The sequence below is a fragment of the Streptomyces sp. NPDC051662 genome (genome assembly GCF_040681655.1).
GTDB lineage: Bacteria > Actinomycetota > Actinomycetes > Streptomycetales > Streptomycetaceae > Streptomyces.
Window position 1 is genome coordinate 237,929 of sequence record NZ_JBFAZD010000003.1, and the last position, 24,510, is coordinate 262,438.

The 24,510-nt window shown below is 70.6% G+C and carries 16 protein-coding genes and 2 pseudogenes; 7 read left to right on the plus strand and 11 right to left on the minus strand.

Translation table 11 applies throughout. From position 1 onward, the window contains the following. The 6 genes from AB0M67_RS06590 to AB0M67_RS06615 form a co-directional block, all read right to left on the minus strand. Nucleotides 1-1,566 carry a hypothetical protein gene (locus AB0M67_RS06590; protein WP_365743305.1) on the minus strand — a complete coding sequence of 522 codons (1,566 nt, stop codon included), beginning with the start codon at nucleotides 1,564-1,566 and terminating at the stop codon, nucleotides 1-3. Next, complete coding sequence (locus AB0M67_RS06595; RefSeq protein ID WP_365743307.1) at nucleotides 1,563-2,201, minus strand: DUF6084 family protein; 639 nt, start codon at nucleotides 2,199-2,201, stop codon at nucleotides 1,563-1,565. The genes AB0M67_RS06590 and AB0M67_RS06595 overlap by 4 nt, the downstream gene beginning before the upstream one ends. Next, nucleotides 2,198-2,944, minus strand: a complete 747-nt coding sequence (locus tag AB0M67_RS06600) for a DUF5947 family protein (protein WP_365743309.1) — start codon at nucleotides 2,942-2,944, stop codon at nucleotides 2,198-2,200. Before AB0M67_RS06600 ends, AB0M67_RS06595 begins: the two co-directional genes overlap by 4 nt. Further along, on the minus strand, nucleotides 2,941-3,897 hold the full coding sequence (locus AB0M67_RS06605; RefSeq protein ID WP_365743312.1) for a NifU family protein: 957 nt from the start codon (nucleotides 3,895-3,897) through the stop codon (nucleotides 2,941-2,943). Before AB0M67_RS06605 ends, AB0M67_RS06600 begins: the two co-directional genes overlap by 4 nt. A 72-nt stretch (nucleotides 3,898-3,969) precedes the next feature. Continuing rightward, nucleotides 3,970-5,754, minus strand: coding sequence for a nickel-dependent hydrogenase large subunit (locus AB0M67_RS06610; RefSeq protein WP_365743314.1), 1,785 nt, complete (start codon nucleotides 5,752-5,754; stop codon nucleotides 3,970-3,972). A gap of 34 nt (nucleotides 5,755-5,788) precedes the next feature. Further along, on the minus strand, nucleotides 5,789-6,877 hold the full coding sequence (locus AB0M67_RS06615; protein ID WP_365743316.1) for a hydrogenase expression protein HypE: 1,089 nt from the start codon (nucleotides 6,875-6,877) through the stop codon (nucleotides 5,789-5,791). Between the two features lie 361 nt (nucleotides 6,878-7,238). On the opposite strand from AB0M67_RS06615, the gene AB0M67_RS06620 reads away from it, so the two are divergent. Further along, on the plus strand, nucleotides 7,239-8,831 hold the full coding sequence (locus AB0M67_RS06620) for a substrate-binding domain-containing protein (RefSeq protein ID WP_365743319.1): 1,593 nt from the start codon (nucleotides 7,239-7,241) through the stop codon (nucleotides 8,829-8,831). Here the strand turns inward: AB0M67_RS06620 and AB0M67_RS06625 are convergent. Both AB0M67_RS06625 and AB0M67_RS06630 read right to left on the minus strand, forming a co-directional pair. After that, nucleotides 8,825-9,076: a hypothetical protein gene (locus AB0M67_RS06625; protein ID WP_365743321.1), complete on the minus strand. Its 252-nt coding sequence runs from the start codon at nucleotides 9,074-9,076 to the stop codon at nucleotides 8,825-8,827. The genes AB0M67_RS06620 and AB0M67_RS06625 overlap by 7 nt on opposite strands. A 14-nt stretch (nucleotides 9,077-9,090) precedes the next feature. Beyond that, nucleotides 9,091-10,236, minus strand: coding sequence for an inorganic phosphate transporter (locus tag AB0M67_RS06630; protein ID WP_365743323.1), 1,146 nt, complete (start codon nucleotides 10,234-10,236; stop codon nucleotides 9,091-9,093). Nucleotides 10,237-10,629: 393 nt separating this feature from the next. On the opposite strand from AB0M67_RS06630, the gene AB0M67_RS06635 reads away from it, so the two are divergent. From AB0M67_RS06635 to AB0M67_RS06650, 4 genes are all read left to right on the plus strand, one after another. Further along, a complete protein-coding gene (locus AB0M67_RS06635) occupies nucleotides 10,630-13,530 on the plus strand; it encodes a carbohydrate-binding protein (protein ID WP_365743325.1) in 2,901 nt (966 codons plus the stop codon). Between the two features lie 20 nt (nucleotides 13,531-13,550). Next, a complete protein-coding gene (locus AB0M67_RS06640) occupies nucleotides 13,551-16,283 on the plus strand; it encodes a ThuA domain-containing protein (protein WP_365743714.1) in 2,733 nt (910 codons plus the stop codon). Nucleotides 16,284-16,454: 171 nt separating this feature from the next. Then, a complete protein-coding gene (gene mptB / locus AB0M67_RS06645; RefSeq protein ID WP_365743327.1) occupies nucleotides 16,455-17,882 on the plus strand; it encodes a polyprenol phosphomannose-dependent alpha 1,6 mannosyltransferase MptB in 1,428 nt (475 codons plus the stop codon). Further along, nucleotides 17,879-19,255 carry a glycosyltransferase 87 family protein gene (locus tag AB0M67_RS06650; protein WP_365743329.1) on the plus strand — a complete coding sequence of 459 codons (1,377 nt, stop codon included), beginning with the start codon at nucleotides 17,879-17,881 and terminating at the stop codon, nucleotides 19,253-19,255. Before mptB ends, AB0M67_RS06650 begins: the two co-directional genes overlap by 4 nt. Here the strand turns inward: AB0M67_RS06650 and AB0M67_RS06655 are convergent. Then, nucleotides 19,167-19,606 (minus strand): annotated as a pseudogene (locus tag AB0M67_RS06655) (PP2C family protein-serine/threonine phosphatase); the annotation flags it as partial. The gene AB0M67_RS06650 and the pseudogene AB0M67_RS06655 sit on opposite strands and share 89 nt — an antisense overlap. 372 nt (nucleotides 19,607-19,978) lie before the next feature. Here AB0M67_RS06655 and AB0M67_RS06660 point away from each other — a divergent pair. Next, nucleotides 19,979-20,746 carry a DUF4232 domain-containing protein gene (locus AB0M67_RS06660; RefSeq protein WP_365743331.1) on the plus strand — a complete coding sequence of 256 codons (768 nt, stop codon included), beginning with the start codon at nucleotides 19,979-19,981 and terminating at the stop codon, nucleotides 20,744-20,746. A gap of 68 nt (nucleotides 20,747-20,814) precedes the next feature. Here AB0M67_RS06660 and AB0M67_RS06665 read toward each other — a convergent pair. After that, nucleotides 20,815-22,183: pseudogene (locus AB0M67_RS06665) on the minus strand (CAP domain-containing protein). A gap of 295 nt (nucleotides 22,184-22,478) precedes the next feature. On the opposite strand from AB0M67_RS06665, the gene AB0M67_RS06670 reads away from it, so the two are divergent. Continuing rightward, the gene (locus tag AB0M67_RS06670) at nucleotides 22,479-23,348 is read left to right on the plus strand and encodes an aldo/keto reductase (protein ID WP_365743333.1); all 870 of its coding nucleotides are present in this window, start codon (nucleotides 22,479-22,481) and stop codon (nucleotides 23,346-23,348) included. Nucleotides 23,349-23,361: 13 nt separating this feature from the next. Here the strand turns inward: AB0M67_RS06670 and AB0M67_RS06675 are convergent, their stop codons facing one another. Next, nucleotides 23,362-24,408 carry a ferric reductase-like transmembrane domain-containing protein gene (locus AB0M67_RS06675; RefSeq protein ID WP_365743335.1) on the minus strand — a complete coding sequence of 349 codons (1,047 nt, stop codon included), beginning with the start codon at nucleotides 24,406-24,408 and terminating at the stop codon, nucleotides 23,362-23,364. Between the last annotated feature and the right edge of the window lie 102 nt (nucleotides 24,409-24,510).

The window sequence follows — 24,510 nt, forward strand, 5'->3', positions numbered from 1 at the left end:
TCAGCCCCCTCCTTCGCCGTCCGGCGCGGGCGCCCGAGCGGGATCCGGCAGCGGATCCACCTCGTCGGGGCGGAAGTAGAGGAACCGGCCCTGCTCGCGCCGTACATCGGTGCCTGGATCCCCGTCCACGGTGACCGCGATATGGGTCTCGCCGTCGAAGTCCTCCAGCACCGCCTCGACCGTCGCCTGGCGCCCCGCGAGGAAGATGTCCTGGGCGTCCGACCTGCGCGGCCCCGGCTGGAGCAGCACCCTGCTTCCGGCGCCGATGACCTGCCCGTCAATGGTGACCGTGCCCTGGCCGGGCGCCTGCCTCGTGTCCTGGGCGGGGTCCCACCAGGGCAGTCCCGGGCCGGTGGGCAGCCGGAGCCCGGCGCTGGGGGACAGGGCGGACGGCGGCATGACGGCCAGGTCGATACCCGGGTCGTACGAGTCCGAGGGCCGCGCCCCGCCGGGGAGGTCACCCGCCCCCGTACGGCCGGTGACATCGCTCGTCAACTCGCCGGTCACCTCGCGCAGTCCGCGGATCGCGCCGTGCAGCCGCTCCCACACCTCGGCCGGCATGCCGTCCACCAGATCGATCACCTCGGCGGCGCGGGCGTCCGTCCCGCGCGCCTCGCGTTTCTCCCGTTCGGTGAGCGCGGCCGTACGCAGCGAGAGGATCTCGTCGATCTCGGTGGCGTCGTAGAGCGGCCCCGGACTCTCCGTCGCGACCTCGGGATGGTCGTCGAGGATGATCGGCGAGGACAGCATGACCTCGTCCCGGCCCTCCCCGCGGGCCAGCGCCGGCCAGGTGTGCTCATTACGGCAGGTACGCGCCGCCGGCCGGGCCCACTCCGGCGGGTCCGCCATCGACAGGAACCGTCCGCCGGGCAGCCCCAGCAGCAGATGCGCCCCGATCAGACTGTGCGGCAGGGCGGATTCACGGTCGCCCCGCTCGCGCGGGCCGGGTGCCCAGGCGGACACATTGTGTACGGTCGCGGTCAGCCGCAGCGCCCCGTACGGACCGGGCAGCGGCTCGGTGGCGAGCCGGATCTCGCCCGCCAGCGGCCGACTGTGGCGTACCAGACGTCCGACGACCCCGGCCGCGCCGCCGTCCACCGGCTCGTGCTCCACCCCGCCGGGCAGCTCGAACCGCAGCGTGTGCCCGTCCCCGGCGAGCCGGTCGAGCGGTACGTCGAGTTCGACACGCTCCTCCTCGCCCTCGTCCCAGGGCACCAGCACCCGGTCGGGCAGGTCGAGTTCGGCCACCTCGGTCCAGCTCTCGCCGTCCGGCGACAGGCGCTCGACCGAACGGCGGCGCACATGGAGGAAGCGCAGCTCCACGAGGAGCCGGTCGGCGCCCCGGGGCTCCAGGAGGCATTCCGTCCGCTGCCAGGTGTGCTCACCGCTCGCATCGGCGTCACCCCAGGCCGGCGGCACCAACACGCCGAACTGCCAGCGCAGTTGGTTCTTCCGCGCGGAGGCACGGTACGGATACAGCACATACCCCTCGAACAGCAGCGCGTCCGCGACCCGGCGGGCCTCGGTGAAGCCCGCCGTCACCCGGTCCACGGTGTCGCCGGTCATGGCTGCCCTCCTTCGGCGGTGCGCAGCAGCTCCTCGAAGACCCGCTCCCAGGACGGCAGGGCCCGCTCCGAGCGATAGCGGCGCAGGGATTCCAGACAGTCGTCGCGCACCCGCAGCCAGCCCGAGCCGGGGAAGTACTGCTCGATCATGTTCTGCCAGACCTTGACCGGCATCCGGAAACCGGTCTCCTTGTGCCAGGGGACCGGCTCCGCCGTGAAGCCGCGCTCACCGGTGAAGACCGTGCCGGAGAACAGCAGCAGGAGCGGGATCTCACCGTCCGCGAGAGCACGGAAGTACTTGGCGGACGCCACCTCCATGTCGTACGTACAGGCCACCGGCAGCTCGATCTCGGTGGCGCCCGTGAAGCCGGGCACGGTCACCGAGGCATGGGCGAACTGGAGCGGTTTGAGTGTGCTGCTCCACCGGTCGGGCTCGCCGAAGAGATCGCCGAGCATCTCCATCTCGGCCGGGGTGTAACGCCGTTGGACGGGCTCGATCCGGAGCTGGCAGCGCAGCGCGACGGCGTGTACCCGCGCACCGTCGGCCGCCTCGATCCGCAGTCGGAACAGCAGGGTCGGGCCGGTGCCGTACGGCTCGGGCCGTACATCGAGACAGGAGAACTCCAGCTCGGTCATGGGCCGGCCTCCTCCTCCGCCGGCGGGCGGGCCTTGGCCCGGACCCGGGCGAAGAACTCCGCCAGATCCGCGCGCGCCTCGGCGCCGCCGTCGAACCCCTGCCAGTGCAGCCGCATCCGGCCCACCAGCTCGTAACAGGCGTCGACCGGCACCAGATAGCACTCACCCGTGCCCAGTCCCTCCGCTTCGCGCTCGCGCCGGATCAGCAGCGCCTCGGTGTCCGGCCGCAGCAGCGCCGCCAGTCGGCTGTGGCCGAGGACATCGCGCCAGGTCTCCGGGTCCAGCTCGCTCTCCGTGGCGCCCGCGGGGCTCGGGTAGAACGCGGCCAGCCGGTCCAGCTCGGAGTTGCGGAAGAAGAAGGCGAGACCGACCGGGATCTGCAGCCGGTTCCAGCTCTCCTCGTCCAGGGCGAAGTCCGGGTCCGTCAGATACCGGTCGGGCACCGCGCGGAAGTGGCCCGCGCCCGCGCCCGGCCGGGTGAACAGCAGATAGCAGCCGGTGCAGGCGCACATCAGCGACCGGTTACGGGTGTCGACCAGATGCCGGTGTTCACCGGACAGCGGCTCGGCGCACAGCTCGCACCGTTCCCGCGCGGGCGGCGGGCGGCGGGTGAAGCCGCGCAGCCCGGCCGGGCCCGATACGGCGCCAGGTCCGCCGAGGGGCCGCGGTGTCGCGGCGCGCCCTCCCATGGCCTGCCGCGCTGTGCTGGGGGCCGCCCCGGCCGGGGCGCGCCGGGCCGTCATGTCCCCGTCCCCAGCAGGATGCCCGGCAGCGCCACCCGTACGGAGCCGTTCTCCTCCAGCAGGGGCACGGGTTCCAGATGGCCGCGCTCGCCCAGGCCGGCCCGGCGGATGTCGTACTCCGCCGCGCAGGACGGACAGCGCAGCGACTCGCCGTCCACCGTCGCCTCGCCCAGCCTGCCGGCGCAGCCAGGACAGTGGTCGCGGTACGCGTACAGATTGCCGGGCAGCCGGATCAGCAGCAGCGGGGTGGCGCCCGCGCTCTCGTACACCGCGGACTCGCCGTCGGCGAGAGCCGGCAGCCCCGGGAGCGGCTGCCACTCGGCCGGGGCACCCCCCGCCGGCCGGGTACCGTCGGCCGGAAGGGTGCGACCGGGGACGTCGTCGCCTGGCGCGTCCGGGGGCCGGGTGGTGATCTGCAGAAGCTTCGTCCGTGGCTCCTCCTCCGTCACACCCTCGACCTCCACCGTCGAGATCTCGGGGACACGCCGGGCCACGGCCTCCTCGATCGTCCAGCGCACGGTCTGCGCGGAGGACGGACAGCCGTCGCAGCTGCCCCGCAGCCGCAGCCGGAGGGTGAGTCCCTCCGTTCCCCCGTCGCCCTCCGGGTCGATCCCGGCGATGTCCACATCGCCCGCGTGCGATCCCAGATACGGGCGGACCTCGTCCAGCGCCCGCCCCACCCGGGTCAGTGTGTCCTCGGGGTGGAGGTCGTGCAGCACCAGCAGTCCGCCGACGAGTTCGTCACCGCCGAGCAGGGTCAGCGGGTCGGTGCCTTCCGGCGCGTCGCGCAGCAGCTCGACCACACGGGCCAGCCCGCACCCGTAGAACTCGACGATGCTGTGCACGAGTTCGTCCGCGAGATCGCGCCCCGCGGGCCCCATCGATCTGCCGAGATCATCGAGCAGCGCGGCGATATGCTCACCCGCCTGCCGCTCCTTGGCCGTTGCTGCCATGTCACGGTGCCTTTCCTCCGCTGGGGACGGCTCCCCCCCCGGGGTGGACCCGCGTGGCTCAGCCGGTGAGCCTCAACCGGCCAACCCACTGAGCCCGGTGGGCATATGCGTCTCCTGGATGGTCCTGCCACCGCCGACGTACATATGGACGCCGCAGGGCAGACACGGGTCGAAGCTGCGCACCGCCCGCATGATGTCGATGCCCTTGAAGGAGTCCGGGGGGTTCTCCTCGAAGATCGGTGTGTTCTGCACCGCGTCCTCGTACGGGCCTGGCGTGCCGTAGGAGTCACGCACACTGGCGTTCCACGGAGTGGGCGGGTACGGATGGTAGTTGGCGATCTTGCCGTCCCTGATCACCATGTGGTGGGAGAGCACACCGCGTACCGCCTCGGTGAAACCGACACCGATCGACTCGTCCGGCACCTCGAAGCTCTCCCAGGTCTGGGTGTGACCGGTGCGGACCTCCTCCATCGCCCGCTCGGCGAAGTGCAGCGCGCAGGCGGCGGCGTAGGCCTGGAAGTAGGTGCGCGCGCGGTTGCGCTCCAGCGCGTTGCTCCACCGAGGGATCCGCCACTCGAAGGTGGTCTCCGGCTTGGTCATGGTGCGCGGCAGATTGATCTCGACGCTGTGTCCGGTCGACCGCACATAGCCGAAGTCGACCAGTCCCGACAGGGCGGTGGACCAGAGCCGGGCGAGGGGGCCGCCGCCGGTGTCCAGGGCGAGATGTTGCGTACCGTCGAACCAGCGCGGGGACATGACCCAGCTGTACTTGTCCTCGAAGTTCCGCTTCTGCGGGGCGGGGATGGTGTGCTGGTTCCACGGATGGCGTTCGTCCACCGGATTGCCCAGCGGGTCGCGCTCGACGAACTTCTCCTGGCCCGCCCAGTCGTCGTAGTACGAGCTGCCGAGCAGGATCCGGATGCCGAGGTTGATGTCGACGAGATCGTTGGTGATGAGCTTGCCGTCGACGATGATGCCCGGTGTGACGAACATGCGCCGTCCCCAGTCGGACATGTTCCGGTACGTGAAGTCGCAGTGCTCCGGGTCGTTGAACGCGCCCCAGCAGCCCAGCAGCACCCGGCGCCGGCCGACCTCCTCGTACCCGGGCAGCGCCTCGTAGAAGAAGTCGAACAGGTCGTCGTGGAGCGGGACGACGCGCTTCATGAACTCCACGTAGCGCGTCAGCCGGGTCAGATAGTCCGTGAACAGCTGGATGGTGGCCACGGTTCCGACGCCGCCCGGGTAGAGCGTGGAGGGGTGGACATGCCGTCCCTCCATCAGACAGAACATCTCCCGGGTCTCCCGGCTGACCTGGAGCGCCTCCCGGTAGAACTCGCCCTCCAGCGGGTTGAGCGAGCGCATGATGTCCGCGATGGTGCGGTAGCCGTGGTCGCCCGCGTGGGGGGCCTCGGTACGCTCGGCCAGCTCCAGGACGCCGGGGTTGGTCTCGCGGACCATCTTCTCGCAGTAGTCCACCCCGACCAGGTTCTCCTGGAAGATGTTGTGGTCGAACATGTACTCCGCGGCCTCGCCGAGGTTGATGATCCACTCGCCGAGGTGCGGGGGCTTCACGCCGTACGCCATGTTCTGCGTGTACACCGAGCAGGTCGCGTGGTTGTCACCGCAGATCCCGCAGATCCGGCTGGTGATGAAGTGCGCGTCCCGGGGGTCCTTGCCCCGCATGAAGACGCTGTAGCCACGGAAGACGGACGAAGTGCTGTAGCACTCGGCCACCCGCTTCTGCTTGAAGTCGATCTTCGTGTGGATACCGAGGCTGCCCACGATCCGGGTGATCGGATCCCAGGACATCTCCATCAGGCCGTTGCCGTCCTCGGCTCGCTTCGTCTTCGGCGCCATGGGGTGCGCACCTTTCCTCGACGGGGGGACTGGATCACCACGGGGGCTGGTAGCCGGTCAGGACCTTGTCGCCCTTGCGCCGCCACTTCGGTTCCTTGTCCACGGTTCTGGCCGTGACACCGCGCAGCTTGCGGATGACCTTGCCGTAGGCCCCGCTGGCCGCCGCCGACACATGGCCGCCCGGTGGCTCGTCCATGAAGGGCATGAACTTGTCCGGGAAGCCGGGCATCGTGCAGGCGATACAGATGCCGCCGACATTGGGGCAGCCGCCGACGCCGTTGATCCAGCCGCGCTTGGGGACATTGCACTTGACGACCGGGCCCCAGCAGCCCAGTTTCACCAGGCACTGCGGTGAGCCGTACTCGGTCGCGAACTGGCCCTGCTCGTAGTAGCCGGCCCGGTCGCATCCCTCATGCACGGTCGCGCCGAACAGCCAGGTCGGGCGCAGCTGTTCGTCGAGCGGGATCATCGGCGCGGATCCGGCGGCCTGGTAGAGCAGATACAGCAGCGTCTCCGACGCGTTGTCCGGGTGGACAGGACAGCCGGGGATGCAGACGATCGGGATGCCCGCCCCGGACTTCCAGTCCCAGCCCAGATAGTCGGGCACCCCCATCGCACCGGTGGGGTTGCCCTCCATGGCGTGGATTCCGCCGTATGTCGCGCAGGTACCGATGGCCACGACGGCCAGCGCCTTGGGGGCGAGCCGGTCGATCCACTCACTGGTGGTGATCGGCTGCCCGGTCTCGGGATCGTCGCCGAATCCGCACCAATAGCCTTCGCGTTTGATCGACTCGTTCGGAATGGATCCCTCGATGACGAGCACGAAGGGCTCGATCTCTCCGCGGTCCGCCTTGAAGAACCACTCGACGAAATTGTCGGCGCCCTGCACGGGTCCGCATTCGAAATCGATCAGGGGCCAGTGCACGGCCACTTTGGGCAGTCCGGGAAGGGCGCCGAGGGCTATTTCCTCGATACTCGGCTGGCTGGCCGCGGTGAGTGACACGGAGTCTCCGTCGCAGCTCAGACCCGCGTTGATCCAGAGGATATGGACCGTCGGGTCCTCTGTCTCATTCTCTCCGCCGGGAGTCGCGCTGCCCTCGGAGACCGGTGTGGCGGTATCCATCATCCCCTCCTCGCGGGAATCGGGGTGAGGCTTCAGGGGAGGGGACGCACACGAGTGGCGAGCCTCTCCCACGAGCTTCCCTCCATGAATAACCGCAAAGGGGGGCTCCGGGTAAGTGCTGGATGGTCCTATGGGCCGGTCCACGGACGCGCCCACGAGGAACTAGGACGCGCCCACGAGGAACTCACGAGAAACCCACTGGACGACCGGGTCCCTTCCCGCCCCGCTGAACCTTTGGTGAACGAGGGCACACGGAGCAGCGAAGTGGGCGGCCCGTCGCCCACGGCGACCGTACCGTGACCGGACGATCTCGCCATCGGTCGCTTGTTCGAGTCCGGGTTTTCAAGGGGGGCGCACGGCCATGGAATGGCTCAGCGCGGAGAACATCATCGCTGTCGGTACCGCGGTCCTCGGTGTGATCGCCTCGCTGGGGGTGCTCTGGTACGAGCGGCGCGTACCACGGCGCACCCGCATCGGCTACCGGGTCCAGCTGGACACCCCGGTGAGCAGCGCCGAGCGCACCGGCCGGGCCGGGGTCAGGCTCGGCCTCTTCCAGGACAACCCACATCTCTCCGATGCCACACTCGTACTGCTGCGCATCGAGAACGATGGCTCCCAGAGCATCGCCGACGCCGACTACACCGGACGTGAACTCCACGGTCTGACAGCGGAGTTCACCTCCCGGACGATCCGGGGCATCGCGGTCACCGCGCCGGGCGGCGCCGACCATCTGCTCGACCATTTCACCCCCTCCGCCGGGCTGCGCCACGCCGACGACCGTGTCTATCTGCCCCGGGTGCCGCTCAACCGGGGCCAGTACTTCAAACTGCTCGTCCTGCTCACCGGGGGACAGGTCGGCGACGCGATACAGGTCACCGGCGGCATCAGGGACGGCGGGATCTACCCGAACCGCGGTACGACGCCCGACGACACCCCGCCCGTGTTCAGCAGGGCTTCCCGGCTGATCATCGTTCTGCTGACCGTCTGTGTGGTCACGCTCGCCTCGATCATCGTCGTACGCGACGACGTCCGGCCGCCGATGGGGTGCGCGACGGGCGAGCTGACCATCACCGGCTCCACCGCCTTCGACCCGGTCGCCCGGGAACTCGCGGACAAGTACGAGAAGGACTGCGCCGGTTCCACCGTGCGCGTCGACTCGCGCAGCAGCCGCGAGGGCGTCCAGGAGCTGAACGAGCGCGGCGCCGCCGCGAAGGACGGGTCACCCGCGCTCATCGCGCTCTCCGACGGCCCCAAGACCGACGGCTTTCCCCGGCTGCGGGAGAACCCGGTCGCCGTCTCCGTCTACACCCTGGTCGTCAACGACTCCGTCACACTGCCGGGTCTGACGACCGACCAGGTCCGTCGCGTCTACCGCGGTGACCTCACGCGATGGAACGCGCCCGAGCTCGGCGGCCCCGATCTGCCCATCATCCTCGCCAGCCGGAAATCCGGCTCGGGGACCCGTGACATCTTCCAGCGCACCGTGCTCGGCGGCGAGTTCGAGCAGGCCGACTCCTCGGCCGACTGCCGCCGGAAGGACGACACGCGCGCCCGGGTCTTCCGCTGCGAACTGGACAGGACGGACCGGGTCCTGTCCACGGTGGCCGCCACCCCGGGGGCCATCGGGTACACCGAGCTGCGCTCCGGCAGTATGCCGAAGGGGCTGCATCCACTGAGTCTGGACGGACAGTCCGCCTCCGCGGACACCATCGCCGACAGCACCTATCCGTTCCGGGAGATCGAGTACGCGTACACCTACGGGAATCCGCCCGCCGGTTCCCTCGTTTCCAGCTTCCTCAACTATCTGCTGCGCGGCAGCGGCCAGGACGTGGTCCGCACGCATGGCCATCTGCCGTGCTCCTCGCCGAAGGGGCGGAGCGTGTGCGTCGGCGCGACCCCGGGCGAGGATCCGGGTGGCCCCTCGGGCGGGGCCCAGGACGGGGCCGCTCAGTGAAACTGCGGGACGATCAGATACAGGCCGTACGCGACGGCCGTCGCGCAGGCGAGGAAACAGAGCGCGGCGACGGCCTTCGCCCCCGCGGTCGGCGGCCGGACCCGGGCCCCGTCCCTGCGCCGGACGCCGTTCACGTCCCGTGGCGCCAGGGCACGTACGCCCAGTGAGAAGACGATCACGACCCCCACGGTGGCGCCGATGCTGACGAGGGCCACCTCCCCGAAGTCGTTCCAGTTCAGAGCCATGCGGTCTGTTCCCTTCAGGCCTTCGCCCTGGCGGCTCCCGAGCGGACGGTCACGGTGCGCTCCTCATTCACATTGCCCGGCGTGACGGGATGCCGCCGGGAGACGATCACGATGAAGACGGCCACGGCCGCGGCGGCCAGGGCGATGACGATGGTGCCGATGGTGCCGCCGTGGACGACCATCACGGCGGCGAGCGCGCCGACGGCCGCCGCGGCGGGCAGCGTGACGCACCAGGCGATGAGTATCCGGCCCGCGATCCCCCAGCGGACCTCCGCCAGCCGCCGGCCGAGCCCCGCGCCGAGGATCGCGCCGGAGCAGACCTGGGTGGTGGAGAGGGCGAAGCCCAGATGCGCGGAGGTGAGGATCACGGTCGTGGCGGACGACTCGGCCGCGAACCCCTGGGGAGCGCGGATATCGGTGAGGCCCCGGCCCATGGTCCTGATGATCCGCCAGCCGCCGATATAGGTACCGAGGGCGATGGCCAGCCCGGCCGAGCCGATCACCCAGAGCGGCGGTCCCGATCCCGGTGCCAGGGTCCCCACGGAGATTAGGGTGAGGGTGATGACGCCCATGGTCTTCTGGGCGTCATTGGTGCCGTGCGCCAGGGAGACCATCGAGGCGGAGACGACCTGCCCCAGCCGGAACCCCCGGTCGACGGAGGCGCCCCGGCCCCGGACGGTCAGCCGGTAGGCGAAATAGGTGGCCGCGAGCGAGGCGATCCCGGCCACCACCGGTGAGGCGACCGCCGGAAGAATGATCTTCTCGATCACCTCGTCGAAATGTACGGCGTTCTGCCCCGCGCCCACCCATACGGCGCCGATCAGCCCCCCGAAGAGCGCGTGCGAGGAGCTGGAGGGCAGTCCGAGCAGCCAGGTCGTCAGATTCCACAGAATGGCGCCGATCAGCCCGGCGAAGACCATACCCGGTGTGACCAGGGCGTCGTTCACGATGCCGCCGGAGATCGTTCTGGCGACCTCGGTGGAGAGGAACGCGCCCGCGAGATTCAGTACCCCGCTGATCAGTACGGCGACCTTGGGGCGCAGTGCTCCGGTGGCGATCGAGGTCGCCATCGCGTTCGCGGTGTCATGGAATCCGTTGGTGAAGTCGAACGCCAGGGCGGTCAAGATCACCACTGTCACAAGAAAAGTGATGTGGTCCATTTACCTCATACAAGCGCAGGAGCCGGTGTCCGGACGCCGGGGGGCGTGGGGACACCAGGTCCTTCCTCCCAAAGGATGAGTGGATCAGCCACTTCGCGCCCTGCGCCGGCGGGGGGCGCCCGGGGGCGTGCCCGAACGGGCTCCGGGGGGCGCGACCGGAATTTTGACACGGCCTTGACAAATTATGGCGCCGTTGCCAGCATGCAAAACTCTCGCGAGTTTCCGCAATCCGTTGATGCCGCATCGAAACACTCCGCCAAAACGATTCCACTGCACCACGGGTGACGGGACATCACCCGCGCACGCAGGCTTCGCACCCAGTGAGACGGCAGCGTGGTTTCGCGCGCCCGCATGCCTGGCTCACGCCCCCCACCAGGTCAGGAAGGAAGCTCCATGTCTGGACCGTCAGCACTGTCAGGGCCGCCGAAACGGAGGCGGACATGGTCGAGATGGCTCACCGCTCTCGCGTTGATCGTCGCGGGCGGTGCCGTCACCGGCCCCGCCGCCGGCGCCCCCGCCCCCGACTCCACCGCCAAGGCGCCCGCCGCGTCCGCCGCCCCCGCGGTCATTCCGCCTGGCGATTACCAGCAGGTACAACTGGCGCTCGGAGCAGCCGAGTTGGGCGAGGCGATGTCGCTCGCCGTGCTGCCGGACCGCGCGGTCGTGCATACGGCCCGCGACGGCACGGTGCGTTTCACCGACGCCGCCGGCAACACCAAGACGGCCGGGAAGCTCGACGTCTACACCCATGACGAGGAAGGCCTTCAGGGGATAGCCGCCGACCCCGGCTTCGCCTCCAACCGCTATCTCTACCTGTACTACTCACCCAAGCTGAACACCCCGGCGGGCGATGCCCCGGTCACCGGCTCCGCCGCCTCCTTCGAGCCGTGGAAGGGCCATCTCAATCTCTCCCGGTTCACCCTGAAGACCGACGGCACCCTCGACATGGCCAGCGAGAAGGTCGTCCTCGAAGTGCCCAACGACCGCGGCCAGTGCTGCCACGTCGGCGGGGACATCGACTTCGACGCCGCCGGGAACCTCTATCTGACCACCGGTGACGACACCAACCCGTTCGAGTCGAGCGGCTACGCACCGATCGACGAACGGACCGACCGCAACCCGCAGTTCGACGCCCAGCGCTCCTCCGGCAACACCAACGACCTGCGCGGCAAGGTCCTCAGGATCAAGCCGACGGCCGCCGGCGGCTACACCGTCCCGGCCGGGAACCTCTTCGCCCCCGGTACGGCGCAGACCCGCCCCGAGATCTACGCGATGGGCTTCCGCAACCCCTTCCGGATGTCGGTCGACAAGGCCACCGGCATCGTCTACCTCGGCGACTACGGACCCGACGCCGGGGGCACCGACGGGGGCGGGCGCGGACCCAGCGGTCAGGTCGAGTTCAACCGCATCACCGCACCCGGCAACTACGGCTGGCCGTACTGCACCGGCACGAACACCGCCGCCGAGACCTACGGTGAGTACACCTTCCCGAGCGGTCCCACCGGAGCGAAGTACAACTGCGCCGGCGGCCCGGCCAACAACTCCTTCCGCAACACGGGCCAGGCCACGCTGCCCCCGGCCAAGCCGAGTTGGATCAGATACGGCGGCGACGCCGGTTCCCCGCCCGAGTTCGGCGGCGGCTCCGAATCGCCCATGGGCGGACCGGTCTACCGCTACGACGCGAACCTGAACTCGAACGTGAAGTTCCCGCAGTCCCTCGACGGCCGCTTCTTCGCCGGTGAGTACGGCCGCAAGTGGATCAAGGCCATCGAGGTGAAGGCCGACGGCTCCCCCGGCGTCATCGAGGCATTCCCCTGGACCGGCACCCAGGTCATGGACCAGGCGTTCGGCCCGGACGGCGCGCTGTACGTGCTCGACTACGGCACCGGCGCCAATAACCAGGCCCTCTACCGAGTCGAGTACCTGGGCGGCAGCAACCGCAACCCGGTCGCCGTCGCGGCGGCGAACAAGACCTCCGGGCCCACCCCCCTGACCGTCGCGTTCTCCTCGCAGGGCAGCGCCGACCCCGAGGGCAAGGCCCTCACCTACGCCTGGGACTTCGGTGACGGCTCCACCTCCACCCAGGCCAACCCCTCCCACACGTACACCACCAACGGGACCTTCCGGCCGACGCTGACGGTCAAGGACCCGGAGGGGCTCACGGGTTCGGCGAGCCTGGTGGTGACGGCGGGCAACACGGCACCGACCGTCAATCTCACCGCACCCAAGGACGGTGAGCTGTTCTCCTTCGGTGACACCGTGCCCTTCTCGGTCACCGTCACCGACCCCGAGGACGGTGCCATCGACTGCGCCAAGGTCAAGGTCACCTATCTCCTGGGCCACGACGAGCACCGTCACGCGATCACCTCGAAGAACGGCTGCACCGGAACGATCGCCGTGCCGACCGACGGTGAGCACGACAGCGCCGCCAACCTCTACGGTGTCTTCGACGCCGAGTACACCGACGGCGCCGGACTGACCTCGCACAGCATCCGTATCCTCCAGCCCCGCCACCGGCAGGCCGAGCACTTCTCGGCCCAGTCCGGCATTCAGGTGGCCGCGCACGGCCCCGCCGAGGGCGGCAACACCGTCGGCTTCACCGACAACGGCGACTGGATCTCCTTCAAGCCCTACGCGGTCGGGAACGCCAACAGGATCACGGCCCGGGTCTCCTCGGCCGGCCCCGGCGGCACGATCGAGGTACGTACAGGATCGGCCACCGGCACGCTGCTCGGCACGGTGACCGTACCGAATACCGGCGGCTGGGAGACCTTCACCGACGTCTCCGCCAATCTGGCCAACGCACCGGCCGGGTCAACGGAGTTGTTCCTCGTCTTCAAGGGACCCACGGGACAGGGCAACCTCTTCGACCTGGACGCCTTCACCTTCGCCACCGGCACCGGTGCCACCGGCCAGACGGTGGAGGGGGAGTCGTACTCCTCGTCCCAGGGTGTCCAGATCGCCGACCACGCCTCGGCCAGCGGCGGCAAGACGCTCGGCTACATCGAGAACGGTGACTGGGCGGGATACGCGTCCGTGCCGACGGCCGGGACCAAGACCTTCAGCGCGAAGGTCTCCTCGGGCGGCGCGGGCGGCACCATCCAGATCCGCTCCGGATCGGCGACCGGCGCCCTGCTCGGCTCCGTCGCCGTCCAGCCCACCGGCGGCTGGGAGACCTTCACCACCGTCTCCACCGCCCTGACCGGCACCGCCGCCTCCGGAGCGCTGTTCCTCTCCTTCACCGGCGGCGCGGGCTCCCTGTTCGACATCGACACCCTCACCCTCACCAAGTGAAGCGCGGGAAAGGGATCATGATGTTCCATCGGCCCCCACACCGACCCGCCGCGCGCCGGCGTCGAATACCGGCGGCGCTCGCCTCCGCCCTCGTCACCGCCCTCGCTCTCATCGGGGCGTTCCTGACACCGGCCGTCACCGCGCAGGCCGCCGACCCCGCGTACAAGGTGCTCGTCTTCTCCAAGACGGCGGGCTTCCGGCACGACTCCATTCCGGCCGGTACCCAGGCCATCCGTGATATCGGCGCGGCCAACAACTTCACGGTCACGGCCACCGAGGACGGCGCCGCCTTCACCACGGCCAATCTGGCTCAGTTCAAGACGGTGGTGTTCCTCAGCACCACCGGCGATGTGCTCAACGACTCCCAGCAGTCGGCGCTCCAGTCGTACCTCGACGGTGGCGGCGGCTATGTCGGTGTGCACGCGGCGGCCGACACCGAGTACGGCTGGCCGCAGTACGAAGGGATCGTCGGCGCCTGGTTCAAGAGCCACCCGGCGATCCAGCAGGCCACACTGAAGACCGAGGACCGGGCCCACGCGGCCACGGCCCACCTCGGCCAGACCTGGTCCAGGACCGACGAGTGGTACAACTACCGGACCAATCCGCGTGCCAACGTGCGTGTGCTGCAGAGTCTCGACGAAAGCAGCTACAGCGGCGGGGAGATGAGCGGCGACCACCCCATCACCTGGTGCCACCCGCAGGGCAGCGGCCGGTCGTTCTACACCGGTCTCGGCCACACCGCCGAGTCGTACGCCGACCCCGCCTTCCGCTCCCTGCTCCTCGGCGGAATCCGGTACGCGGCGGGCTTCGCCAAGGCCGACTGCCGGGCGGAGAGCGGCTACACCCCGCTCTACAACGGCTCGACCACCGGCTGGTCGCAGGCCGGCCCCGGCAGCTTCACGAACACCGACGCCACCCTCACCTCGACGGGCGGCATGGGGCTGTTCTGGTACCGCGCGAAGGAGTACCAGTCGTACTCCCTCAAGCTCGACTGGAAGATGCAGGGAGACGACAACTCCGGTGTCTTCGTGGGCTTCCCCGCCTCCGACGACCCCAACTCGGCGGTGAACCAGGGGTACGAGATCCAGATCGACGCCACCGATACCGCCGACAGAACCACGGGCGCGGTCTACGGCTTCAAGTCGGCCGACATCGCGGCCAGGGACGGCGCGCTCAACCCGCCGGGGGAGTGGAACGGCTACGAGATCCGGGTGGAGGGGGAGCGGCTCCAGGTCTTCCTCAACGGTGTGAAGATCAATGACTTCACCAACACCGACCCCGCCCGGTCCCTGGCGCAGGGCCACATCGGCATCCAGAACCACGGCGCCGGCGACGACGTGTCCTTCCGCAACATCCGGATCAGGGAGCTCGGCGGCACCGGCACGCCACCGTCGACCTTCGAGGGCGAGTCGTACACCTCGTCCTCCGGGGTGCAGCCCGCCGACCACGCCTCCGCCAGTGGCGGCAGGACCCTCGGCTATATCGAGAACGGCGACTGGGCCGGCTACTCACAGGCATCGCTCACCGGCACCAGGACGTTCACCGCGAAGGTCTCCTCGGGCGGCGCGGGCGGCACCATCCAGGTCCGCTCCGGATCAGCCACCGGACCAGTGCTCGGCTCACTGGCCGTACCGAACACCGGCGGCTGGGAGAACTTCCGTACCGTCTCCACCACACTGACCGGTACCCCCACCGGACCGGTCTTCCTCACCTTCACCGGCGGGGCCGGCTCCCTCTTCGACATCGACACCTTCACCCTGGAGAAGCAGGCGGTGACCGCCGCCCTGTCGTCCAATGTGCATCTCTTCTACTACCCGTGGTACGGCAGCCCGGTGAAGAACGGCGGCTACCGCCACTGGCAGCAGGGCGGTCGCACCCCGCCGCAGGACATCGGCGCCGACCTCTACCCGAAGCTGGGGGCCTACGACTCCGGTGACTTCGCCGGGGCCGTCGCCCAGCACATGCGGTGGGTCAAGCAGTCGGGCGCCGGTGTCATCGTCTACAGCTGGTGGGGGAGGGGCGGTTACGAGGACACCCTCGCCAAGGGCGTGCTGGACGCCGCCCAGCAGCAGGGCGTCAAGGTGGCCTGGCACATCGAGCCGTACGCGGGGCGCACCGCGGCCTCCGTCGTCTCCGACATCCAGTACCTCAACTCCACCTACGGGAGCCATCCCGCCTACTACCGCGACGCCGAACACAACAACCGCCCGGCCTTCTACATCTTCGAGAGCCTGAAGATCACGGACTGGGCCGCACTCGACCAGGTCACCCAGAACAACACGGTCCTGGCGCAGACCACCGACACCTCCAAGATCGCGCACTTCTCGGGGCTGTACACCTACGACGGCATCGCGGGCGCCACCGCCCCCGGCTGGAAGCAGGCCGGTGACTACGCCAAGGCCAACGGTCTGATCTGGGCGCCCTCGGTGGCACCCGGCTATATCGACGACCGCGCGGTACCGGGCAACACCACCCCCACACTCGGCCGGGACAACGGCGCGGCCTACGACAAGCAGTGGAACAACGCGCTCGACCCGGCCATCGGCGGATCGCCCACCTGGGTCTCCGTCACCTCCTTCAACGAGTGGCACGAGGGCAGTTCGATCGAGCCAGCGGCCGCCAACCCGCCCGCCGGTTTCGGCTACCAGACCTTCTCCGGCGCGTACGGGAAGACCGGGGCCGAGGCCGAGACCGTCTATCTCGACCGTACGAAGCACTGGGTGGGTCAGTTCGACGCACGGCGTGTGCGCTGACGCCGTGACCGGCTGATCCGTCACCCGGTGGTGGCCGCGCGACGGCCACCGGACGGGCCCCGGCATTCCGTCGGGGCCCGTCCGTCGTCTTAAGGCAGCGGCTATACGCCTGCCACCCGGCCGTGGTGATCACGTCGTCTTCCGGCCACCCCCTGCTGCGAGCCTCCACAGATGCTCGCCCTGAACGCTGATGTGGACCCGAACCGATGCCGGACGCTGGGGCTCGCGGGGTCTGTCGCGCTCACCGTCGGCGGGCTGACCGCGGGCGCGCTGCCGGTACGCGACGCGCTGCTGCCCTCCTCGGGCCGGGCCGCCCTGGGCGTGCTCTGCGCGTACTTCGGTCTCGTCCTGCTGATCGCGGCCTGGTGGTGGCTGGGCCGCGCGGTACGCCGGCCCCGCCCGCCCGCGCCCCGGGAACTGCTGGTGACGCTCGCGATCTGGGCGGCGCCCCTGCTGATCGGACCGCCCCTGTTCAGCCGGGACGTGTACAGCTATCTCGCCCAGGGCGCGATGGTCGACGCGCGGATCGATGTGTACACCCACGGACCCGCGCAGTTGGGCGGCCCGCTCGCCACCGAGGTCGCGCCCGTGTGGCAGCACACCCCCGCCCCGTACGGCCCGGTCTTTCTCGCCGTCGCCGCCAAGGCGTCCGATCTCGCCCATGTCGGCATGTCCGCCGGAGTGTTCGGCATGCGACTGGTCGCGCTGCTCGGCGTCGCGCTGATGATCGTCTTTCTGCCGTTGCTCGCCGACCGCTGCGGCGTCGACCGGTCCGCCGCGCTCTGGCTCGGCGCGCTCAACCCCCTCGTACTGCTGCATCTCATCGCGGGAGCCCACAATGACGCCCTCATGCTGGGCCTCCTCGGCGCCGGACTCGTGGCGGCTCTCGGCGGCCGACCGGCCAGTGCCGCGGTCCTTGTCGCGCTCGCCGCGCTGGTGAAGGCGCCCGCGGCGCTGGGGCTGCTCGCGGTGGTGGCGCTGTGGTCGGGCCGGCTCACCGGCCGGGCGCCCACGGTCAGAGCCGCCGCGCTCACCTGCGTCATCGCCCTGGCCACCACCGCCGTGGTGACGGCCGCGACCGGCACCGGGTACGGCTGGCTCAGCACGCTCTCCACCCCCGTATCGCCCGACAACTGGTCACTGACCAGTGCGCTCGGCCGGCTCAGCGGCGCGCTGCTGGACGCCGTGGGCAGCGGACTCGCCGACCGGGCCGTACCGGCGTGGCGGTTGTTCGGTCTGCTGGCCACCGCCGCCGCCGTGGTCGTCCTCTGGCTGCGCCGGGTGCCCTTGGGGCCCGTCTACGCCCTGGCGCTGAGTCTGCTCGCGGTCTTCGCGCTCGGCCCGGCCTTCCGGCCGTGGTACGCGCTGTGGGGGCTGTTCCTGATCGCCGCCGCCGCGCCCGACGGACGGGTACGGCGCTGGGCCGCGGGCGGCAGCGGCGTCCTCGCGCTTGCCTTGCTGCCCAGCGGATCCCCACCGGACGGCATGCAGCTGACACTCGCCGTGGGCGGCGGCGCGCTCGCCCTGATCGCGCTGTACTGGATGTTCGAGATGTCCGACTCCGGCACGGTCCACTCGCGGACGCGGGTGGCGTCATGAGGCGACGGCGCTCCATCCCGACCGGCACCTGGGGACGACCGGCCCTCGCGGCGGTCCTCGTCGTGGCCACCGCCGTCTTCCTGGCCACCGTTCCCCTGCACCGCGGCTTCTTCGACGTCGGTGTCTACTACGGCACGGTCAACGACTGGGTCCACCACGACGGCCGGGTCTACGACTACCTACGGCCCGGTACGCACTACGGCTTCACCTACCCGCCCTTCGCCGCCGTCGTCATGCTGCCGATGGCGCTGGTCTCCTGGCATGTGGCCATCGCCATCAGCACCGTGCTGAGCGTCGTGGCCTCGGTGCTGCTGCTGCGCTGGCTGGCCGGTCCGGCCGTGCGGCGCCTGGTCGGGCCCCGCGCGGAACCGGGCCAGGACGGAGAGCCGCGGCAGGGGGAGCGGCGACCGTGGTTCGTGTTCGTCGTGGCCGGGTGTCTGTTCGCCCTGTTCGAGCCGGTCCGTGACACCTTCAGCTTCGGCCAGGTCAATCTGCTGCTCGTCGCGCTCGTCTTCGCCGACGCACGGCTGCTCGCCACCGGGCGGGGCCGGTACGCGGGCATCGGCATCGGGCTGGCCACCGCGATCAAGCTCACGCCCGCGCTGTTCATCGGCTATCTGCTGGTCACCGGCCGTCGACGGCAGGCCGCGGTGGCGACGGGTACGGCCGGCGCGGCCACCCTGCTCGCGGCCCTGGTCGACCCCGGCGCCTCCCGGGCCTTCTGGGCCGGCGCCCTGTGGGACACCGACCGGGTCGGCTCGCTCAGCTATATCTCCAACCAGTCGCTGCAAGGTGTCCTGGCCCGGCTCCAGCCGGAGCATCCGAGCCGGCTGGTGTGGCTGGTCTGCGTCCTGGCCGTCCTCGCCGTGTGGGTGTACCGCGCCCGCGCGGCGGTGCGCGATGGCGACGACAGGACCGGATTCGCCCTGACCGGCCTCGCCGCCTGCCTGGTCAGCCCCGTCACCTGGGTGCATCACCTGGTCTGGCTGGTGCCGGCCCTGCTCGTACTGACGGACTCCGCACTGAGCAGGAGCCCTGGTGAGCGCCGACGGCCGCTCGTGGTGTGCGCCGTGCTGTACGCCGTCCTGTGCAGCAGCGTCGTCTGGCTGTGGCGGTGGGACTCGACCGGCCCGGACGCGTTCCTCGGCGCGAACAGCTATGTCTGGATCACTCTCGGCCTGCTGTTCGCGGCCGGGAGCCCGGAGAGGAGCACGCGATCCGTACTCGCGCCGGGCGCCGGGCGGCTGCCCGGGGCGACGGCCGCCGTGGTCACCGACGGGGTGGTCACCGACGGGGTGGCCGCCACTCGATCAGCAGGAGCGTGGCGTCGTCGCGCAGTTGATTCTTCCGGTGATCCAGGATCGAGTGGATGATCCGGCGCAGCGTCTCGGGGGCCCGCTCACCGGCCGCCGCCCCCCCCGGATAATGGAGTCGGTGAAGCGGCGCAGCCCCAACCGGCCGCCGCCCTCGATCCTCGCCTCCGTCACCCCGTCCGTGTACAGCAGCACCCGGTCACCGGGTTCGAGCAGCGTTTCATAGGCCGCGCGCGGAGCCGTGGAGAACTGCGCGGGCAGCCACTGCCCGAGCGCCTGGTCGATGGTGTCGACCAGCTCGGGCAGCTCGGCGCCCGCGCGGCGGGCGTTGCGGCAGCCCGCCACGGCCACGGTGGTGGTCAGCCCCGAGGCCAGATTGTGGCCCATGGCGTCGAAGATCGCGGCGTGCAGGTACGGGCAGATCCATCGGCGCCACGGTGTGGACCTCGGTGAGCAGCGTTTCGAGCAGCCGCTCCCCGGCGCCGGGTACGTCGCCGGGCGTGGGAACGGGAGTGGGGGTGGACGTGTGCGCGGGAGTGCGAGCGGGCGTGTGCGCGGACGGGGGCGCGGCCGTGAGTGCGGGATCGTCGCCGGGGGCGGGGGATCCGGTCGCCATCGCCGATCACCTCCTCCTCAGAAGTCTCACACCGCCACCGCGGTTCCGCCCGGCCGGACGGTCCGCGCCCGTGCCCCGGCCGCGCACGCGAGCGCTCCCCGCTTTTCCGGGTATACGTACGACGGGCCCGACGGGCATACGTGCGACGCGATGGGCAGGTGAGCAGAGTGTCCGATCACTTCCAGACCTTCAGGACGTCATCCCAGGAACAGGGCCGGAACAAGGACGAGATCATGGACAGGGAAGGGGGCAGGGAAACGGACAGGGAAAGGGGCAGGGAAGCGGACAGGCCACGACCGGTGCGAGCCGGAAAGATGTGGCGGAGGGGCGCCCTCGCGGCCTCCATAACGCTGCTGGCCGTCGCGACGGCCGCGTGCGGCGGTGGCGGCTCCGGCGGCTCCCCGGCATCGGCCCCCGAGGGCTCCGGTGGGGACGGAGCCCCGGCCGTGTCCAGCGCACCGCCCTCGTCCACGGCCCCGGTCCAGTCGGCGCCCTCGGCGGGGCAGAGCGGTACGGGGCAGGCCGCCGCCGCGTCGTCGCGGTGTACGGCGAACCAGCTGGGACTGAGTCTGAGCGCCCCGGACGCGGGCGCCGGCAATATCCGCTACGACCTGCGGCTCGTCAACAAGGGGGCGGGAGCGTGCGTGCTGCGGGGCTTCCCGGGCGTCTCGCTGCTCGCGGGCGACGGCGCGATCATAGGCAAGCCGGCCGCCCGTGAGGGCGAGCAGCTGCCCGCCGTGACGCTCGCTCCCGGAGGTACCGCGGATGTCACCCTGCATACGCTGAACAAGGGCATCAAGGGTTCCTCCTGCTGGGCCGCGCCCAGCCTCCTCAGGATCTATCCGCCCGGCTCCAAGGACGCCATGACGCTGCGGACTTCGACGCCGGTCGTCTGTGGCGACACCTTCACCGTGACAGCGGTGCGCTCCGGCTGAGCGGTCCCGGGCCCCGGTCGGCGGGGGTGTCCGAGCGGCCATGGCCCATGGCCCATGGCCCATGGCCCTCAGGTCCGGCCGAAGAGCTGCGTCCAGTAGGTCCCGGCGGGGCCGCCGCCCGCGAAGCCGACTCCCAGGTGGGTGAAGTCGGGCTTGAGGATATTGGCCCGATGCCCGGGGCTGTCCATCCAGCCTCGGACCACCTCGCGCGGATCGCGCTGACCGCAGGCGATGTTCTCACCGATGCCCCGGTGCGTGGCCCCCGCGGCGGCGGCGCGGTCCCAGGGCGCGAGCCCTTCCGGTGAGGTGTGTGAGTAGAACGCGCGCGCGGCCATGTCCGCGCTGTACACCTGCGCGGCAGCCGCCAGCTCTCTGTCGTCGGCCAGTGGACGGAGCCCGGCGCGGGTCCGCTCGGCGTTGGTGAGGGAAAGGACCTCCGCGACTGTCCGCAGCAGACCGGCCGCGGTGAACGGCGCCGCCCACAGCGCGGTCCAATAGACGTCGCCGGAGCGGGAGTCGTGGTGATGGGCGATACCCGCGTCCGTCAGCGCCGGGTCATGGAGCGGGCGGCGGGTCGCCCCGTCGGTCAGGCAGTAGTCGATGAACTCGGCGGCGGTACGCGGACCGGAGACCAGCTGCTGGTCGATACGGAGATAGCGGTAGCCGCCCGCGGTGACCCGCTGGAAGACCGAGAGACCGCCGGGGCCCTCCGCGCTCAGCCGCCGCTGTCCGGCCATCACCGCCGCATGGGCCCGCGCGGCGGCCCGAGAGCCGCCCGTCCAGGGTCACGGGCGCGACACCCGCCCCGAGCCGGGCGGCCCGGACGAGCCCGGCGAACTCCGCCTCCATACCGCTCGCCGGAACGGCCGGCACCGCGACGGCCGGCGTGGGAACGGCCGGCGCGGGAGCGGTCGGTGGCGCCGCCGGGCCGGGTGACGGCGATACGGGACCGGTGGCCTCCTCAGCGACCTCGACCCCGAAGTCACGGGCGATTCCGGCCAGTCCGTCCGCGTACCCCTGACCGAGGGCGCGCAGTTTCCAGGTGGCGCCGCGCCGGTAGATCTCCGCCAGCAGCAGCACCGTCTCATGGGTCGGGCGCGCGGGGGTGAGCCGGGCCAGGACGCGTGTGCCCGCCCAGGTGACCGTCAGTACGGGAACGGGCAGTCGGCCGAGGGGGGTGCCGGGCTCGGCGGGGCTGACGACCACGGTGACCCGGCTCGCGCCCGCCCGCAGCCGCCGGGGATCCACCCCGATGCCGTCGGCGCGCAGCCGGGCACCGGGGGCCGACGGCTGGTTGTAGAAGACGAAGTCGCCGTCCCCGGCGACCTTCCCGCTGTCACCGGTGATCAGTACGGAGAGATCGAAGGGGCCCGCGACCCGGAACCACAGCTCCGTGTCCGGCAAGGGCATGTTTCCGCCGGGGACCAGCTCGTTCATCAGTACCGTCCGTCCGGCTCGGGATCGGGTCGGGGCACATCGGCCCGGTGTGACGCTGCCCAGGGAACGTCGCGGGATGGCCCGACGGTTCCGCACGGGCGCGAGGGGCGCGAGGGGCGCGAGGGGCGCGAGGGGCGCGAGGGGCGCGAGGGGCGCGAGGGGCGCGAGGGGCGCGTACGGGGGAGAATGGGAGCGGAAGACGGGGCTCCGCCGAGGCCGGGCCAAGAGAACGAGTCCGTCGGCCCTCGCGTTGACGCCCGTGTAACGAAAGGCGCAGTCCACCCAGGAGCTGATCATGACCGTCACCCGGCAGCCTGCTCGCGCGTCCGGCACCTTCCTCCTCGGCGGCGATCTGCCGGTCACCCGGCTCGGCTACGGCACCATGCGGCTGACCGGCCCCGGCATCTGGGGAGACCCCGAGGATCCGGCGGAGGCCGTGCGGGTCCTGCGCCGCGCCGTCGAGCTGGGTATCAATTTCATCGACACGGCCGACTCGTACGGCCCCTTCACGGCGGATCTGCTGCTCAGGAAGGCGCTGCACCCGTACCCCGACGATCTGGTGATCGCCACCAAGGTCGGATTGACCCGCACCGGGCCCGACGAATGGGTGCCGGTGGGGCGTCCGGAGTATCTGCGTCAGGAGGTCGAGCTGAATCTGCGTCATCTCGGGGTGGAGCGCATCGATCTGCTCCAGTTGCACCGCATCGACCCGAAGGTGCCGCTCGACGAGCAGCTGGGCGCGCTGGTGGCGTTGCAGGGCGAAGGCAAGATCCGTCACCTCGGGCTGAGCGAGGTCTCCGTCGCCGAGCTGGAGGAGGCCGGGACGATGGCGCGGATCGTGTCCGTGCAGAACCGCTTCAACCTCGCCGACCGCGCGGCCGAGGACGTGCTGGAGTACGCGCGGGCCCAGGGGCTGGGGTTCATTCCCTGGTTCCCGCTGGCCACCGGCGCCCTCGCGGTCGCGGACAGCCCGCTGACGAGGATCGCCGCCGAACGTGGGGCGGCGCCCGCGCAGCTGGCCCTGGCCTGGCTGCTGCGGCGCTCACCCGTCATGCTCCCGATCCCGGGCACCTCCTCGGTGGCGCATCTGGAGGAGAACACCATCGGCGCCACCCTCGAACTGACCGACGACGAGTTCGAGACGCTCTCCCGCGCGGCCGGCTGAGTCGTGTGCGTGCTCAGTCGTGATTGTGGGTGGAGGACGTATCGGCCGGAGGGATGGTGCGACCGCCGTCCCTCCCGCTGAGGACGACCGCCAGGATCGCGACGACGACGGCGGCCACGGCGAGGCGCCCGACGAGCCGCAGGGACCAGCCCGACCAGCCGCGCCAGCCCGCGCCTCCGGTGCCGGTTCGGGCGCCGGCTGTTCCCGCGCCGGGGAGTGACAGCTGCTCGGAGCGGCGGGCGGGGCGCAGCAGCCGTACGAGCAGCAGGGCCGCGATGGGCAGTTGCAGCAGCCAGATCGAGGTGCGGAACCACCCGTCGTACCAGACGTTCGTTCCGTACAGCAGGGTGTGCCAGACGCTCAGGACGTAGACGACGATCACGAAGCGGTGCAGGACGCGCCAGGTCTTGGGGCCGATGCGATGTCTGACGTAGAAGAGCAGCCCCAGGGGAATGGCCAGATACAGGGCGGCCTGGCCGAGCGGCATCGCGATCTGCCCGGTGCCCGAGTCATAGCCGCCCGGCACGAACGCCTCGATGAAGGCCGTCCACAGCCGGGAGTTCCACCGCGCGGTGTCGTGCCGTACCAACTCGGCGGCGAACAGCAGGGCGTGAGCGGCGATCAGCGCGATCGTGTTGAGGCTTGTCGTACGGTGCAGCCGTTCCAGCCGGGGGCCCGACAGCGGCAGCCGCTTCGGGCGGGGCCCGGAGAGCAGCAGCCCGAGGATCACGGTCCCCCATGCCCACAGCAGCGCCGCCCAGCCGAACGCCTGGCTGAGGAAGTACATCCAGAAGCCACCCGCGTCCGCCATGAAGGGCATGATGGACACGGTCGACGAGGTCTTCGCCCGGATCCGGGCGTAGAGCAGCGCGAAGATGGCGGCGGTCACCACCAGCGCGATCAGACCGTCGGGGACCGAGGCCCTGAGGTCGGACCTGAGGGTGGACCGGGGGGTCCTTCGGTCCGGGGTGGTGGCGGGCTCTTCGGCCGATGCGGCGGATGTGGCCGGTGCGGCCGGCTCGCTCGGCTCGGGGGCGGCGGACGCGGGGGACGACTTCATACCGGAGCAGTCGGCCACCGGACATGGAAAGTTCCCGCCGATGTCATGTGACATGGATCACATCTCTTGGTGTCGTTCTATAACGGTCGAACCGTCGACGTA